Here is a 15,038-nt window from a genome sequence, read left to right as displayed (position 1 = left end):
GTCGGCGCTCGGCGCGGGAGCGCCGCGTGCAGCGGGCAGAACAGGAACCAGGGATTACGGGACAGCCCCCTCTCAGACCGCGGACCTCTTGTTGTGATCGCTCGGGCACTTCACGTTGACCGTCTGGGTCTGGGTCTGTGTCTGGGTCTGCGTCTGGGACTGGGAGATGGTGTCCTTGACGGCGATGGAGCCCTCGTCCTGGAAGGTGGTAGGGCCACCCCGGGCGACGCGGAAGCTACTGGTAACGGTCTTCCCCGCCAAGGAGGGCGAGACACCCACGGTCAGGGTGATAGGCATGTATGCCTGCCGAGGTCCCAGGACATCGGAGCGGGTGCAAGTCAGGCTGGGTGACGTCTTGCAGCTCCAGCCGCTTCCGCCGACGGCGAGTGCGGTCACGCCCGTGGGCAGGGTACCGGTGACCTTGGTCGCGGTCCCGTCGGTCGCGCCGGGCCCGGCGTTGCCGACGGTGATGGTGTAGGTCCCCGTCCCGCCCGCGACGAACGCTTGCTGGTGGGACTCGGCGAGGGTCAGCGAGGACCCGGTGTCGGCGTGGGCAGGCGCAGCGAGCGCGGTCGACAACCCGGCAGCCATCACAACCGGAAGCGAAGCGACCAGCAGCCGTCGTCGGGATTTTTGCATCACATTGTCTCCTTGAGGAGCTGTCGGCCATCCCCTGACACTGCGTTCCCGGCGGTTCGGACACGGGATACGAGCCGCAGCAGCAGAGATGGCAAGGTGCGGGAACCGCAGGCCGGAATCCGGCAACCTGGGGCGCAAGTACATATACCTATAAGCGACAACGGGCACTGTCCGGATTGGCCGTACACGCTTCCCGAGCACCCGACCAGCCCATCTCGTTACGGCAACCAGGGCACTGGCGCATGGGCCCGCACAGCCGAGACAGCCTTGGTCCAGCAGCTTCGGGCGGGACCACTTCTGCCGGGCGGCGAGGGCCGTAGCCGGCAGCCCGTGGACAGCGTGTACGAAGTCGCCGGTCCAGCACCGGACGGCCCATGGGCGGCCGAGGGCGAACGAGACGGCTTCGGGCCGACGGTACGAAGACCGTCGGCCCGAAGCCACATACGTTTTCGAACCAGTGCCGACCTGGTCCTACAGCACCGGCAGCAGCGCCTTCAGCTCGAAGGCGGTGACCTCGCTGCGGTACTCCTCCCACTCCTGCTTCTTGTTGCGCAGGAAGAAGTCGAAGACGTGCTCACCGAGCGTCTCGGCGACCAGTTCGCTCTTCTCCATCAACGAGATCGCCTCGCCCAGGTTCTGCGGCAGCGGCTCGATACCCATCGCGCGGCGCTCGGCGTCGGACAGCGCCCAGACGTCGTCGTCGGCGCCGGCCGGGAGTTCGTACCCTTCCTCGATGCCCTTGAGACCCGCGGCGAGCAACACCGCGTAGGTCAGGTAGGGGTTGGCGCCGGAGTCGATGGAACGGACCTCGACGCGGGCCGAACCGGTCTTGCCGGGCTTGTACATCGGGACGCGGATCAACGCGGAGCGGTTGTTGTGGCCCCAGCAGATGTACGAGGGGGCCTCGCCGCCGGCGCCGGCGGCGCGGGCCGAGCCGCCCCAGATGCGCTTGTACGAGTTGACCCACTGGTTCGTCACGGCGGAGATCTCCGCGGCGTGCTTGAGCAGGCCCGCGATGAAGGAGCGGCCGACCTTCGACAGCTGGTACTCGGCGCCCGACTCGTAGAACGCGTTGCGGTCGCCCTCGAAGAGGGAGAGGTGGGTGTGCATACCGGAGCCGGGGAACTCGGAGAACGGCTTCGGCATGAAGGTCGCCTGCACGCCCTGTTCCAGCGCGACCTGCTTCATCACCAGACGGAACGTCATGATGTTGTCGGCCGTGGAGAGCGCGTCCGCGTACCGCAGGTCGATCTCCTGCTGGCCGGGAGCACCCTCGTGGTGGCTGAACTCGACCGAGATGCCCATGGATTCGAGCATGGTGATCGCCTGGCGGCGGAAGTCCATGCCGACGTTCTGCGGGGTGTGGTCGAAGTAGCCGGAGCTGTCGGCGGGGGTGGGCCGGCTACCGTCGACCGGCTTGTTCTTGAGCAGGAAGAACTCGATCTCCGGGTGGGTGTAGAAGGTGAAGCCCAGGTCGGAGGTCTTGGCGAGGATGCGCTTGAGGACGTAGCGCGGGTCGGCGAAGGACGGCGAGCCGTCGGGCATCAGGATGTCGCAGAACATCCGCGCGGTGCCGGGGGCCTCCGCACGCCAGGGCAGGATCTGGAAGGTACCGGGATCCGGCTTGGCGATCATGTCGGACTCGTAGACCCGGGCAAAGCCCTCGATGGCCGATCCGTCGAAGCCGATGCCCTCGTCGAACGCCTGCTCCAGCTCGGCGGGCGCCACGGCGACGGACTTGAGGTAGCCGAGCACATCGGTGAACCACAGGCGCACGAAGCGGATGTCGCGCTCCTCGAGTGTCCTGAGGACGAATTCCTGCTGCTTGTCCATAGCCACATCCTTGCAGTTCAGACGGTCTGTGCACCACCGCCCGGGGTAGGGGACAGACTCCAGTATCACGACCCGGGATTTCACCCAGATTACGCACTCGACGTGACATGGAGCACTCGGCCACCCACTACGATCTGCGCCCATGGAGCCCCAGGGGCGGAGCGGCTTCGCAACTGCCCCGTGTGTACCGGTTTCCTGACCTGTTCCTGCCCCCTCCCCTTCGCAGAAGGACCTGACGACATGAGCTTCGACCGCAGGACCCGCATAGAGCAGATGCGCAACGCCGACCGGGCGCGCGACCGCCGCAACCGTGTCCTGGTCATAGGGCTGAGCGTCGTCGTCGTCGCAGGTCTGGTCGGCGTCGGTACGTCCGTGCTGCTGGACAAGTCGGAGGCCGCGGACAAGGAGCAGGCGGCCGCGGCGCAGGACGCGAAGGCGGCCGCGACGGACAAGGAGAAGCTGGCCTCCGAGCCGATCAAGGGACTGAAGACGTGGGACGCGAAGAAGCTGACCCGTAACCACGTCACCGCGACGGTGACGTACCCGATGAAGCCTCCGGTCGGGGGTGACCACAGCCCCGTCTGGATGAATTGCGACGGCGAGGTGTACAAGAAGGCGATCCCCGACATGAGCGCCGTGCACTCGCTGGAGCACGGTTCGGTGTGGGTGACGTACACGGACAAGGCGTCGGCCGCCGATGTCGCCGCGCTCGCGAAGCGGGTCGGGAAGACGCCGTACTCGCTGATGAGTCCGTATCAGGACCAGGCCGGCACGATCACACTGAGCGCCTGGGGCAACCAGGTCACCGTGGACAGTGCCACGGACCGGCGGGTGGACCAGTTCTTCGCCAAGTTCGTGCAGGGGGCACAGACGCCTGAGCCGGGTGCGGCGTGCACGGGCGGGCTGGGGGCCCAGTGACCGCTGGGCAGGGTACCCGCCGCACCCAGTGGGCGGCGGGCTCCGCGGTCGCGCTCGCGCTGCTCTTCGCGGGCGTGGCGACGGTCGCCACGGCACGGGGCGACACGACGGACGGGAAGCAGCCGCGAGCCGCCTCGACGGCGGTCCGGGCGCCCGCCACCGATTCGGCCGACGCCGGGTTCGCGCGCGACATGGCGGTCCACCATCAGCAGGCCGTGGAGATGTCCTTCATCGTCCGTGACCGTACGCAGGACGAGGAGGTACGCCGCTTCGCGTACGACATCGCCAACACGCAGGCCAACCAGCGGGGCATGCTGCTCGGCTGGCTGGATCTGTGGGAGCTGCCGAAGGTGGCGGCCGCCGGGCAGGAGCCCATGGCATGGATGGCGGCCCACGGTGGGCGCGGAGGCGACGGCCACGACATGGCAGGAATGGACGGCATGGACGGCATGACGGCCGGGTCGGGCAGTGGGTTCACGGCGCACGACGGGGCTCTGATGCCCGGCATGGCCACCCGGACCGAGCTCGACCGGCTGAGGAAGGCCGACGGCAAGCAGGCCGAGATCCTCTACCTCCAGCTGATGACCGACCACCACAAGGGCGGCGTCGCCATGGCGCGCGGCTGCGCCGGGCTCTGCACGGTGAAAGCGGAGAGGCGGCTCGCCAAGGGCATGGTCGAGGCCCAGCGGTCCGAGCTGGACGCGATGGCGCAGATGCTGGCGGCGCGCGGGGCCGAGCCCAGGTAGTCATGGGTGCATCCGGTGCATCCCCCGGCGCCGTGCCACCGGGGGATGCACCCAAATGGGTGACAGCGGTCGCGTAACCCGAACGGCCGCATGACGATGGATTTCTCGGGGTCGCAACGGCATGCCCACCGGCACCAGGAGGAATCCTCATGACCACCGCCAAGGACATCATGCACACCGGGGCCCAGTGGATCCCGGCGCACGAAACGCTCGACCGGGCCGCCCAGCTGATGCGCGAGCACCACGTCGGTGCCCTGCCCATCTCGGCCAGCGGCGAGCAGGACCGGATGATCGGCATACTCACGGACCGTGACATCGTGCTCGACTGCGTGGCAGTGGGCCACGACCCGTCCAAGGTGACGGCCGGCGATCTCGCTCAGGGCACGCCGCGATGGATCGACGCCGACGCGGGCGTGGACCAGGTCCTGGAGGAAATGCAGAGCAATCGAATCCGCCGGCTTCCGGTGGTCGAGAACAAGAAGCTGATCGGCATGATCAGCGAGGCGGATCTGGCGCAGCACCTCTCCGAGGACCAGATCGCGCTCTGGGTCGAGAAGGTCTACGCCCCCAGCTGACCGACCGGCGGCCCGGCGTCCGGGACGACGGGAGGTGTCGGGCCGCCGCCGTGCGGGCTATACCCGGCGGGGGTAGTGTGCTGGACATGGGCCCGAAGTGGAGTGCGACGTACGGACAGTTGTTGCTGTTCGCTGCGCTCCTGTTCGGGATTTTCGTCATGCATACCGTCGGCCATCCGACGGAACACCACGGCCCGAACGCCGTGGTGACGATGGGCAGCGGGCCTCAAGGGGCTCACGAGGGGCACGGGGCGGGCTCTGCCGGGCACGCCTCCGGCCTTCCTGTCACGACGGGCGAGGGCATGCCCCCCATAGGGGTCTGTCTCGCGGTGCTGGGCACCTGGGGTGTCACCCTGCTGACCGTCTGGCTGATGGCGCTGCGGCCCGCGGATCATCTCCTCCGGGCCGCCGCGGCGCCGCTGTTGCGCTTCCTGCGGTCCTCTTCCCCACCAGCAATGACTGCGCACGGCAGGTCGTCGGTGCTGCGGATATAAGGAGCGGCGCGCTCCGCATCCCTCCCCCAGCACCCCGACGACCCCATGAGGTGTAGCCAGTCATGCGTACTCAGCACACTCGACGCGCCGTGCTCGGCGCCGGAATCGCCCTGGCCGGAACGGGAGTCCTGGCCGCCTGCTCCGGTGGCAAGGACGTGGACAAGCCCGTCGCGAACCCCGGCGCCATGAACCACGACGGCATGACCCGGAAGCCGTCGTCCCCGGTGAGGAGCCACGGTGAGTACGTTTCGCCCGACGGCGAGGAGGTCGCAGCCGTCGAGGCCAAGCGGGGCTCCGGTCCTGTGCGGAAGCTCCACCTCACCGCCACCCCTGCCCGTCTGGATCTGGGCGGCGGTCTCACCGTCCCTTCCTGGGCGTACGGGGACCGGCTGCCCGGCAAGGAGATCCGGATCACCGCGGGCGACACCCTGGCAGTCACTCTCGCCAACCACCTGCCGACACCTACCACCCTGCACTGGCACGGACTCCATGTGCGCAACGACATGGACGGCGTACCCGGCCTGACACAGCCGGGGGTCAAGGCGGGCGCGGAGTTCGCATACCGCTTCGCGGTGCGACAGACGGGGACGTACTGGTTCCATCCGCACGTCGGCGTGCAGCAGGACCGCGGCCTGTACGCCCCGCTGATCGTCGAGGACCCGAAGGAACCCCTGTCGTACGACAAGGAGTGGGTCGTCATGCTCGACGACTGGGTCGACGGGGTGGCGGGTTCCACGCCGGACGCGGTGCTCAGCGAGCTCTCCCACGGCATGGCCGGCATGGAGGGGATGGATCACGGGTCCTCCATGTCCGATGACAAGCCCGGTTCCGGGTCCGGTCCCTCGCGGGTGCTGATGGGCGCCAGGAGCGAACTGCTCCGCGGTCCGGCCAGCGATGTCGCATACCCGCACTACCTGATCAACGGCCGCATCCCGAAGGACCCGACCACGTTCACCGCGAAGCCCGGCGACCGGATCCGGATGCGCATCATCAACGCGGGTGGCGACACCCCCTTCCGCGTCGCGCTCGGCGGCCACCGGATGACCATCACGCACGCGGACGGCTTCCCGGTCCGGCACACCACGACCGACGCACTGCTGCTGGGCATGGGCGAGCGGTACGACGTGCTGGTCACCGCCGGGGACGGGGTGTTCCCGCTGACGGCGGTCGCCGAGGGGAGGAACATGTCGGCGCTGGCCCTGCTCCGTACCGGCGGTGGCGCGGCGCCGAAGGCCTCCGTATGGCCGAAGGAGCTGAACGGGCAGCTGGTGTCGGCCCCCGAGCTGAAGGCCGATGCGTCCGTGGCACTGGCCACCCGGGCGCCCGACCGGACGATCCGGATCAAGCTGACCGGCAACATGAGGTCGTTCGACTGGGGCTTCGACCACAGGAAGTACGACCCCGCCTGGCGTCATCCGGTCAAGGCCGGCGAGCGGGTCCGGCTGGAGTTCTACAACATCACGGAGATGTGGCATCCGATCCACCTGCACGGGCATACGTTCGCGCTCGCGGGGTCCGCGGGACCGCGTTCGGTGCTCGACAGGGCTCCCGGGGCACGCAAGGACACGGCGGTCGTCCTGCCCAACAGTTCGGTGGCCGTGGAGTTCGACGCGGACAACCCGGGGCTGTGGATGCTCCACTGCCACAACGTCTACCACTCGAACGCGAACATGATGACGGTCCTCGGCTACCGCCGCTGACCGGACCTGGCGGGCCGCGGCTGCGGTGGAGCGGTCCGCCAGGACATCGCGTCAGGAAGACGATTAGACTGAGCCGCGTGCCTCAACTACGCCTCGCACTCAACCAGATCGACTCGACCGTCGGTGACCTCGCCGGCAACGCCGAGGCGATCGTCCACTGGACCCGGCACTCCGCCGAACAGGGCGCCCACCTGGTGGCATTCCCCGAGATGGTGCTGACCGGTTACCCCGTCGAGGACCTGGCCCTGCGGTCGTCCTTCGTCGAGGCGTCGCGGGACGCGCTGCGTGCGCTCGCCGCCCGTCTCGACGCGGAGGGCTTCGGGGAGCTGCCGGTCGTGGTCGGATATCTCGACCGTTCCGAGAAGGCCCAGCCGCGCTACGGCCAGCCCGCCGGGGCGCCGCAGAACGCCGCCGCGGTGCTGCACCGCGGCCGGGTCGCCCTGAGCTTCGCCAAGCACCACCTGCCCAACTACGGCGTCTTCGACGAGTTCCGGTACTTCGTGCCGGGCGACTCGATGCCCGTCGTGCGGGTCCACGGTGTCGATGTGGCACTCGCGATCTGCGAGGACCTCTGGCAGGACGGCGGCCGCGTGCCGGCCGCCCGGGCCGCCGGGGCCGGGCTGCTGCTGTCGATCAATGCCTCGCCGTACGAGCGGGACAAGGACGACACCCGGCTGGCCCTGGTCCGCAAGCGGGCCCAGGAGGCCGGCTGCACCACCGCCTACCTGGCGATGATCGGCGGCCAGGACGAGCTGGTCTTCGACGGCGACTCGATCGTCGTCGACAAGGACGGCGAGGTGATCGCCCGGGCCCCGCAGTTCGCCGAGGGCAGCGTCGTCCTCGACCTGGACCTGCCGGCCGCCGCGCCCGAGGCTCCGTCCGGGGTGGTCAACGACGGTCTGCGGATCGACCATGCGGTCCTCTCCGACAAGCCCGTCCCGGCGTACGAGGCGGAGCTGACCGGCGGCTACGCGGAGCGGCTCGACGACGACGAGGAGCTGTACTCGGCACTCGTCGTGGGGTTGCGCGCCTACGCCGCGAAGAACGGTTTCAGCAGTGTGCTGATCGGGCTCTCCGGCGGGATCGACTCGGCGCTCGTCGCCGCCATCGCATGCGATGCGCTGGGGGCGCAGAACGTGTACGGGATCTCGATGCCGTCGAAGTACTCATCGGACCACTCCAAGGGCGACGCGGCGGAACTGGCGCGGCGCACCGGGCTCAACTTCCGCACCGTACCGATCGAGCCGATGTTCGACGCGTACATGGAGTCGCTGGGGCTCACCGGTCTGGCCGAGGAGAACCTGCAGTCTCGGCTGCGTGGCACGATGCTGATGGCCGTCTCCAACCAGGAGGGCCAGATCGTCCTGGCGCCGGGCAACAAGTCGGAGCTGGCGGTCGGCTACTCGACGCTGTACGGGGACTCCGTCGGCGCCTACGGGCCGATCAAGGACGTCTACAAGACGTCGATCTTCCGGCTGGCGAAGTGGCGCAACCGGGCCGCGGAGGAACGCGGCCGGACGCCGCCGATCCCGGAGGCCTCCATCACCAAGCCGCCCAGCGCCGAGCTGCGGCCGGACCAGGTCGACACGGACTCGCTGCCCGACTACGACGTACTGGACCGGATCCTGGAGATGTACGTCGACCGGGACCTGGGGCTGGACACGATCGTGGCAGCCGGGTTCGACGAGGCGCTGGTCACGAAGACGCTGCGGCTGGTGGACACGGCGGAGTACAAGCGGCGCCAGTACCCGCCGGGTACGAAGATCTCGCCCAAGGGGTTCGGCAAGGACCGGCGGCTGCCGATCACGAACCGGTGGCGCGAGTCGGCGTGAACGGGGCGGGGCGGACCGGTTTCGACGAGAGCCGGGCCGCCCCGGCAGCCGCTTCGTCCTCGAGCCCCATGGCCCGAAGACATGGGGCTGCCGCCGCTCGGCCGGCCCGATCCGGGCCGAACGCCGCCCTCAGGCCACGTCCGCGTGGCTCTCTTCCCGCGCACCCCGCGCACCCACGCCTGCCAGCACCCGGGACTCGCCCCGCCCGCCGCGGTCCAGCACGCCCGCCGTGACCGCCACCGCCAGGCCCCCCACCGTCAGGACCGCGCCCACCAGAGCCGGGGACGTCCAGCCCCAGCCCGCCGCGATCGCCACGCCGCCCAGCCAGGCGCCGCCCGCGTTGGCGAGGTTGAACGCCGAGTGGTTGGAGGCGGAGGCCAGCGTCGGGGCGTCCTTCGCCTTCTTCATGACGAGCATCTGCAGCGGCGTCGTGGTCATGAACCCGACCCCGCCGAGCAGGACGACCATCACCAGCGCCGCCCACTTCACCTGCACGGCGAACGGGAAGACCACCAGGACCACCGCAAGTGCGGCCAGGGAGCCGTACAGCGTGGGCCGCAGCGCGCGGTCCGTCAGGGGTCCGGCGGCGAGTGCGCCGAGTGTCATGCCGATACCGAACAGCGCGAGCACCAGCGTCACCGAGGACTCGCCGAAGCCCATCGCCTCGGTCGTCATGGCCGACAGGTACGAGTAGACGGCGAAGACCCCGGCGAAACCGAGGACGGCGGTGAGCAGGCCGAGCAGCACCTGCCGGTCGCCGAGGGCGCGCAGTTCGCGGCCGAGGCCCTGCTGCGCGTCGACCGGAATGTGCGGAACGAGCCGGGCGAGCGCGGCCAACGAGCAGAGCCCGATCACCCCGACGACCAGGAAGGTCGCGCGCCAGCCGAGGTGCTGGCCGAGCAGTGTGGCCGCCGGTACGCCGACGATGTTGGCGACGGTGAGGCCGAGGAACATCGTCGCGACGGCCCTCGCCTGCCGCCCCTCGCCGACCAGCCGCGCGGCGACGACCGCGCCGACCCCGAAGAACGCGCCGTGCGGCAGTCCGGCGAGGAACCGGCCGGCGACCAGCCAGCCGAAGCCGGGGGCGAACGCGGAGGCGAGGTTGCCGAGGGTGAACAGCGCCATCAGCAGCAGGAGCATCCGTTTGCGCGGGACCCGGGAACCGACGGCGGTGAGCAGCGGGGCGCCGAGAACGACGCCGAGCGCGTACGCCGATACGAGATAGCCCGCGGTGGGCACGGATGTGCCCAGGTCGTCCGCGACATCGGGCAGCAGGCCCATCATCACGAATTCCGTGGTTCCGATGCCAAAGGCGCTTATGGCCAGCGCTAGAAGAGCCAGTGGCATGAGGGGAGACCTTTCCGCAGGGGATCCCGGCCCACCGGCTCTCTCGCCGGCAGGTCCTTGTTCCCGATTGGAACAAATACTCTCAGACGGTTTGTGCCACGAGGTGAACGGGCCGTTTCGTCAGAGTGCGACGCGGGCGGCGATCGGCAGGTGGTCACTGCCCGTCGCCGGAAGCGTCCATGACGACATCGGCTCGACGCCCTTGACCATGATCTGGTCGATCCGGGCCATCGGGAACGACGCCGGCCAGCTGAAGCCGAAGCCGTCGCCCGCCGCGCCCTGGGTGGACCGCATCTGGGAGGTGACCGCGTTCAGCGAGCGGTCGTTCATCGTGCCGTTGAGGTCGCCGAGCAGGATCACCCTGTCGAGCTGTTCGTCGGCGATGGCCTCACCGAGCGCATCCGCGCTCTCGTCCCGCTGGCTGGCGGTGAATCCGGCGTTCAGCTTGACCCGTACGGACGGCATGTGGGCCACATAGACCGCGACCTCGCCCTCGGGTGTCCTCACCGTGGAACGCATCGCCCGGGTCCAGCCCATCCTGATGTCGACGGGCCTGGTGCCGCTCATCGGGTACTTGCTCCACAGGCCGACCGTCCCCTCGACCGAGTGGTACGGATAGCGGGCGGCGAGCGCCGACTCGTACGCCGGAACCTCGCCGGGCGGCAGCTCCTGCAGGGCGATGACGTCCGCGCCGGAGCCCGCGACCTGCCGGGCGGTGCCTGCCGGGTCGGGGTTGTCCGCGTTGACGTTGTGGGTGGCGACGGTGAGGTCGCCACCGCTGCCCGACTTGTCGGTGAGCAGCCCGCCGAAGATGTTGAGCCAGACCACGACCGGCAGCAGCAGGGCGATCAGCGCGGTCGCCGAGCGGCGCGCCAGGCCCAGGACCAGGAGCAGGGGAATGAACAGGCCGAACCACGGCAGGAAAGTCTCGGAGAGGCTGCCCAGGTTGCCGATGGTGTTGGGGATCTCCGCGTGGAAGATCATCACGAAGGTCAGCAGGACCGCGCAGACGGCGAGGACGATGCCGCGCCGCCACATGCCCCTGCCGTCGGTCCATCTGTCGCGCAGGCCCTGGAACCGGGATCCGGTGCGCTGCGGTTCCGCGCTGCCGTTCTCGGTGTCCGCCCTGTACGCCTGCACCATCGCGCTGTCCTCACTGCCTTGCCGTGCACATCGCCGCGCCCCTGACCCTAGGGGATGAGCGATGTCTTTCCTGCCGTCGACGACGGTTGTACTGCCACGAGGACGAAGGACGTGGACCGGCGGGTTCCGGCCGGAAGGGCTCCGCGGGGCCTTGTGACAGAACGCGCACACTCGGGCGGATCCGGGCGAGTCAGCCGTGGCCTGCGCTTTTGCCGGATGTGGCGGGGGTCCGTGCGGGCTCGGGGACAGCGGCGGGCCGTGGCGCCAGGCCCTCCACCAAGGCCCCGATGATGCGGTCGGCGAGATCCTCCGGCAGTGGCGCATCGAGCCGGTGAATGGTCCGCACCAGCATGGGGCCGACGAACAGGTCGTCCATCAGCTCCACATCCAGGTCCGCCCGGAGCTCCCCCGCGTCGACCGCCCGCTGCACGGCGGCCCGCATAGCGGCGCGGCGGGGTTCGATCACCGTGGAGTGGTACTCGGTCCACAGCTTGGGGTGGCTCTTCATCTGCGCGAAGACGTTGTGGAGGAAGACCGAGGAGCGCTGGGCGAGTCCGCGCCTGCGCAGCGACTCCAGCATCAGCCGCAGATCGGTGAGCCCGGCGGTGCCTGAGACGGTCGGTTCCGGGGGCTCGATGTCGCGCAGTACGTCGACGAAGAGCTCTTCCTTGCCGCTCCAGCGTCGGTAGATGGTGGCCTTGCCGACCTTCGCGGTCCGGGCGATGCGTTCGATGGACAGCCCGGCCAGTGGTTCACCGGCCTCCAGCAGTTCGACGACGGCGTCCAGGATGGCCCGTTCGGCAGCCACGCTGCGCGGTCGGCCGCGCCGCGGCTCCAGCTCCTCGTCCTGCATCTGCACGTGGTTCCACCTCTCGCCGCACCCGTCCGCCTCCCCCACCTCGATTCTCGCCGACGTGGGCGGTGTCCCGCTCGACGCCCCGGGCGCCCGGGAGTGTCCTGGGCGTCCGGGGCGGCCGTTCTCAGCTGTCGGCGGCCGTGGTCGTCATCGGCCCGCCCGCGGGCACAGTGCGCTCTCCCTCGGCCTCGCCCTCCCCCTCGCCGGCCGGCTGCTCGGCGGGCGGCCTGCCCGGCAGGAACAGGCCGACCACCAGCGCACCGATCAGGGCGACGGAGGCCGAGCCGACGGCGGTGACGTGCATGGCGCCGAGGAAGGCGTCGTTCGCCGCGGCGACCAGCGGGCGGCCCGCCGGGCCGAGCTTTTCCGCGATACCGAGCGTCGCCTCGATCGACTCGCCCGCCGCGTCCCTGGCCGGGGCCGGCAGCGCGCCGAGGTGGCCCTCGATGTCACCGCGGTAGACGGTGGACAGCACCGAGCCGAGGACGGCGATCCCGAGCGCCCCGCCGACCTGCCGGAAGGTGTTGTTGATGGCCGAGCCGGAGCCGGCCTTCTCGCGCGGCAGCGCCTGCATCACGGCGACGGTGACGGGCGGCATGACGTGCGCCATGCCGGTGCCCTGGACGAAGAAGACCACGCACAGCACCCAGACGGGCGTATCGGCGTCGAACAGCGTGAAGGCCAGCAGCCCGGCGGACACCAGCAGCATCCCGACCGCACACACCGCACGGGCGCCGAACCGCTGGACGACCAGCCGGGCGCGCGGCGCGAAGATCATCTGTGCGGCGGCCAGTGGCACGATCAGCAGCCCGGACTGCAGGGCGCTGTAGCCGCGCACGCTCTGCAGGTAGAAGGCGGAGAAGAAGGTCACGCCCATCAGCGCGAAGAAGACCAACGCCACGGCGGCTACAGCGGCGGAGAACGCACCGTTCCTGAAGTACGAGACATCGATGGCCGGGTGACTGCTGCGCTTCTCGTGCCAGACGAAGCCGGCCAGGACGACCAGGCCGCCGATGATCGACAGAAGCACGAGGGGATCGGCGAAGTCGGCGAGTTCGCCGCCGCGGATGATGCCGAAGACCAGCAGGACCAGGCCGACGATGGAGAGTACGACGCCGAGCGGGTCGATCCGGCCCGGCTTCGGGTCCCTGGAGTCCGGCACCAGTACCACCATCGCGATCAGCGCGACGATCACCACGGGCACGTTGACCAGGAAGATCGAGCCCCACCAGAAGTGTTCGAGCAGCAGTCCGCCGGTGATCGGGCCGATGGCGATGGCCAGGCCGACGCTGCCCGCCCAGATACCGATGGCCTTGGGCTGCTCGTCGCGCTCGAAGACGTTCATCAGGATGGCGAGGGTGGCGGGCATCACGAACGCGGCGCCGAAGCCCATCACGGCACGCCAGGTGATGAGTTCGCCGGGCGAGCCGGACATCGCGGCGAGGGCCGAGCCGATACCGAACAGCAGGATGCCGAAGAGCAGGACCTTCTTGCGTCCGATGCGGTCACCGAGCAGACCGGCGGTGAAGAGCAGTCCGGCGAAGACGAGCGTGTAGGAGTTGATCGCCCACTCCAGCTCGCTCTGGGTGGCTCCGAGCCCGGTGGGCGCCGGGGATGCGATGGTCTTGACCGCGACGTTCAGGATCGAGTTGTCCAGCACCACGATGAGCAGGCTGAACATCAGAACGACGAGGATCGCCCAGCGACGACGGTGGATCGCCTCGGGAACTTGGGACGCGGCCGCGGGAGGGCCGGACGGTATCGACATGACAGGGAGCCTAACCCCCTTTCGATACGAGACCGTCTCGTATTGGAAAGTCTTTGCCGAGAGGGCCCACTTCCCGAGGACGGCCCGGGATGCCACCATGGAACCGGTCCGGGGACGCCGTCAGGGCGCCTCGAGATGACGAAGGAGCCGTTGGCAATGACGCTTCAGGCTGCGCAGAACCAGCCCGCAACCCCCGCGGGGGCCCCCACCGACAGCAGCAAGGCGCTGTACGGAGGCAAGAGCACCCGCCGCATCACCGTCCATGACATCGCCGCCGCCACCGAGCGCGGCGAGAAGTGGCCCATGCTGACCGCCTACGACGCGATGACGGCGTCCGTCTTCGACGAGGCCGGCATCCCGGTCATGCTCGTCGGCGACTCCATGGGCAACTGCCATCTCGGCTACGAGACCACCGTGCCCGTCACGATGGACGAGGTCGCCATCCTCTCCGCCGCTGTCGTACGGGGCACCAAGCGCGCCCTCATCGTCGGCGACCTGCCCTTCGGGGCCTACCAGGAAGGGCCCGTCCAGGCCCTGCGCAACGCCACCCGGCTGGTCAAGGAGGCCGGCGTGGGTGCGGTGAAGCTGGAGGGCGGCGAGCGTTCGCTCGCGCAGACCGAGCTGCTGGTGTCGGCCGGCATCCCGGTCATGTCGCACCTCGGGCTGACCCCGCAGTCCGTGAACACCATGGGCTACCGGGTGCAGGGCCGCAGCGACGAGGCCGCGCACCGGCTGATCCGGGACGCCAAGGCGGCACAGGACGCGGGGGCGTTCGCCGTCGTCCTGGAGCTCGTACCGGCCGAGGTGGCCGCCGAGATCACCCGCAGTCTGCAGATCCCGACCGTCGGCATCGGCGCCGGTCCGGACACCGACGCCCAGGTGCTGGTCTACACCGACATGGTCGGGCTCACCGGCGGCAAGGTGCCGCGCTTCACCAAGCAGTACGCGAACATGCGCAAGGTGCTCGGCGACGCGGCCAAGGAGTTCGCCGACGAGGTCGTCGGCGGCAGCTTCCCGGCCCCGGAGCACACCTTCCACTAGCGCGTGTCCCCGCCGGGGGATCACTGACCACTGCCCGCACCACGACAGCCCGCCGACTTCCCCCATCGGCGGGCTGTCGGCGCGTATCGGTGGCCTGCAGGCGCGGCCACGGGCGCCCTGTCGGCAGAATGTCGGTGGACTGTCGG

At 69.6% G+C, this 15,038-nt stretch carries 13 protein-coding genes; 7 read left to right on the top strand and 6 right to left on the bottom strand.

What is annotated here, in order from left to right; translation table 11 throughout:
- Positions 1 to 72: 72 nt before the first annotated feature.
- The gene (locus tag OG963_RS31360) at positions 73 to 639 is read right to left on the bottom strand and encodes a hypothetical protein (protein ID WP_030926189.1); all 567 of its coding nucleotides are present in this window, start codon (positions 637 to 639) and stop codon (positions 73 to 75) included.
- A gap of 471 nt (positions 640 to 1,110) precedes the next feature.
- On the bottom strand, positions 1,111 to 2,472 hold the full coding sequence (glnA, locus tag OG963_RS31355) for a type I glutamate--ammonia ligase (RefSeq protein ID WP_030926187.1): 1,362 nt from the start codon (positions 2,470 to 2,472) through the stop codon (positions 1,111 to 1,113).
- A 240-nt stretch (positions 2,473 to 2,712) separates the two neighbouring features.
- Between glnA and OG963_RS31350 the strand changes: the two genes are divergently transcribed.
- The 6 genes from OG963_RS31350 (at position 2,713) to OG963_RS31325 (ending at position 8,737) form a co-directional block, all read left to right on the top strand.
- Entirely contained in the window at positions 2,713 to 3,390 is a 678-nt protein-coding gene (locus tag OG963_RS31350) for a DUF3105 domain-containing protein (RefSeq protein WP_093774759.1), read from the top strand.
- Positions 3,387 to 4,136, top strand: coding sequence for a DUF305 domain-containing protein (locus tag OG963_RS31345; RefSeq protein ID WP_093774757.1), 750 nt, complete (start codon positions 3,387 to 3,389; stop codon positions 4,134 to 4,136). Before OG963_RS31350 ends, OG963_RS31345 begins: the two co-directional genes overlap by 4 nt.
- Before the next feature lie 149 nt (positions 4,137 to 4,285).
- The gene (locus OG963_RS31340; protein ID WP_030926181.1) at positions 4,286 to 4,711 is read left to right on the top strand and encodes a CBS domain-containing protein; all 426 of its coding nucleotides are present in this window, start codon (positions 4,286 to 4,288) and stop codon (positions 4,709 to 4,711) included.
- An 86-nt stretch (positions 4,712 to 4,797) separates the two neighbouring features.
- A complete protein-coding gene (locus OG963_RS31335) occupies positions 4,798 to 5,205 on the top strand; it encodes a hypothetical protein (protein WP_319736409.1) in 408 nt (135 codons plus the stop codon).
- Positions 5,206 to 5,267: 62 nt separating this feature from the next.
- Positions 5,268 to 6,905: a multicopper oxidase family protein gene (locus OG963_RS31330; RefSeq protein WP_093929572.1), complete on the top strand. Its 1,638-nt coding sequence runs from the start codon at positions 5,268 to 5,270 to the stop codon at positions 6,903 to 6,905.
- Between the two features lie 77 nt (positions 6,906 to 6,982).
- The gene (locus tag OG963_RS31325) at positions 6,983 to 8,737 is read left to right on the top strand and encodes an NAD+ synthase (RefSeq protein WP_093774753.1); all 1,755 of its coding nucleotides are present in this window, start codon (positions 6,983 to 6,985) and stop codon (positions 8,735 to 8,737) included.
- A gap of 129 nt (positions 8,738 to 8,866) precedes the next feature.
- Here OG963_RS31325 and OG963_RS31320 read toward each other — a convergent pair whose 3' ends face one another.
- The 4 genes from OG963_RS31320 to OG963_RS31305 form a co-directional block, all read right to left on the bottom strand.
- A complete protein-coding gene (locus OG963_RS31320; RefSeq protein ID WP_371799704.1) occupies positions 8,867 to 10,084 on the bottom strand; it encodes an MFS transporter in 1,218 nt (405 codons plus the stop codon).
- A gap of 120 nt (positions 10,085 to 10,204) precedes the next feature.
- Positions 10,205 to 11,122 carry an endonuclease/exonuclease/phosphatase family protein gene (locus OG963_RS31315; protein WP_371126414.1) on the bottom strand — a complete coding sequence of 306 codons (918 nt, stop codon included), beginning with the start codon at positions 11,120 to 11,122 and terminating at the stop codon, positions 10,205 to 10,207.
- Positions 11,123 to 11,417: 295 nt separating this feature from the next.
- Positions 11,418 to 12,080 carry a TetR/AcrR family transcriptional regulator gene (locus tag OG963_RS31310; RefSeq protein ID WP_051878682.1) on the bottom strand — a complete coding sequence of 221 codons (663 nt, stop codon included), beginning with the start codon at positions 12,078 to 12,080 and terminating at the stop codon, positions 11,418 to 11,420.
- 127 nt (positions 12,081 to 12,207) lie between these two features.
- Complete coding sequence (locus OG963_RS31305; protein WP_093774749.1) at positions 12,208 to 13,851, bottom strand: MFS transporter; 1,644 nt, start codon at positions 13,849 to 13,851, stop codon at positions 12,208 to 12,210.
- A gap of 156 nt (positions 13,852 to 14,007) precedes the next feature.
- Here OG963_RS31305 and panB point away from each other — a divergent pair, with 156 nt between their 5' ends.
- Positions 14,008 to 14,892, top strand: coding sequence for a 3-methyl-2-oxobutanoate hydroxymethyltransferase (panB, locus tag OG963_RS31300; RefSeq protein WP_093774747.1), 885 nt, complete (start codon positions 14,008 to 14,010; stop codon positions 14,890 to 14,892).
- Positions 14,893 to 15,038: the final 146 nt, after the last annotated feature.

Source organism: Streptomyces sp. NBC_01707, assembly GCF_041438805.1.
GTDB lineage: Bacteria > Actinomycetota > Actinomycetes > Streptomycetales > Streptomycetaceae > Streptomyces.
This window is presented reverse-complemented; position numbering and strand designations above follow the sequence as displayed.

Excerpts from the sequence above, each read along its gene's own strand:
- OG963_RS31360 (WP_030926189.1), bottom strand. The coding sequence starts at position 639 with ATGCAAAAATCCCGACGACGGCTGCTGGTCGCTTCGCTTCCGGTTGTG.
- glnA (WP_030926187.1), bottom strand. The coding sequence starts at position 2,472 with ATGGACAAGCAGCAGGAATTCGTCCTCAGGACACTCGAGGAGCGCGAC.
- OG963_RS31350 (WP_093774759.1), top strand. The coding sequence starts at position 2,713 with ATGAGCTTCGACCGCAGGACCCGCATAGAGCAGATGCGCAACGCCGAC.
- OG963_RS31340 (WP_030926181.1), top strand. The coding sequence starts at position 4,286 with ATGACCACCGCCAAGGACATCATGCACACCGGGGCCCAGTGGATCCCG.
- OG963_RS31335 (WP_319736409.1), top strand. The coding sequence starts at position 4,798 with ATGGGCCCGAAGTGGAGTGCGACGTACGGACAGTTGTTGCTGTTCGCT.
- OG963_RS31330 (WP_093929572.1), top strand. The coding sequence starts at position 5,268 with ATGCGTACTCAGCACACTCGACGCGCCGTGCTCGGCGCCGGAATCGCC.
- OG963_RS31320 (WP_371799704.1), bottom strand. The coding sequence starts at position 10,084 with ATGCCACTGGCTCTTCTAGCGCTGGCCATAAGCGCCTTTGGCATCGGA.
- OG963_RS31315 (WP_371126414.1), bottom strand. The coding sequence starts at position 11,122 with ATGTGGCGGCGCGGCATCGTCCTCGCCGTCTGCGCGGTCCTGCTGACC.
- OG963_RS31310 (WP_051878682.1), bottom strand. The coding sequence starts at position 12,080 with ATGCAGGACGAGGAGCTGGAGCCGCGGCGCGGCCGACCGCGCAGCGTG.
- OG963_RS31305 (WP_093774749.1), bottom strand. The coding sequence starts at position 13,851 with ATGTCGATACCGTCCGGCCCTCCCGCGGCCGCGTCCCAAGTTCCCGAG.
- panB (WP_093774747.1), top strand. The coding sequence starts at position 14,008 with ATGACGCTTCAGGCTGCGCAGAACCAGCCCGCAACCCCCGCGGGGGCC.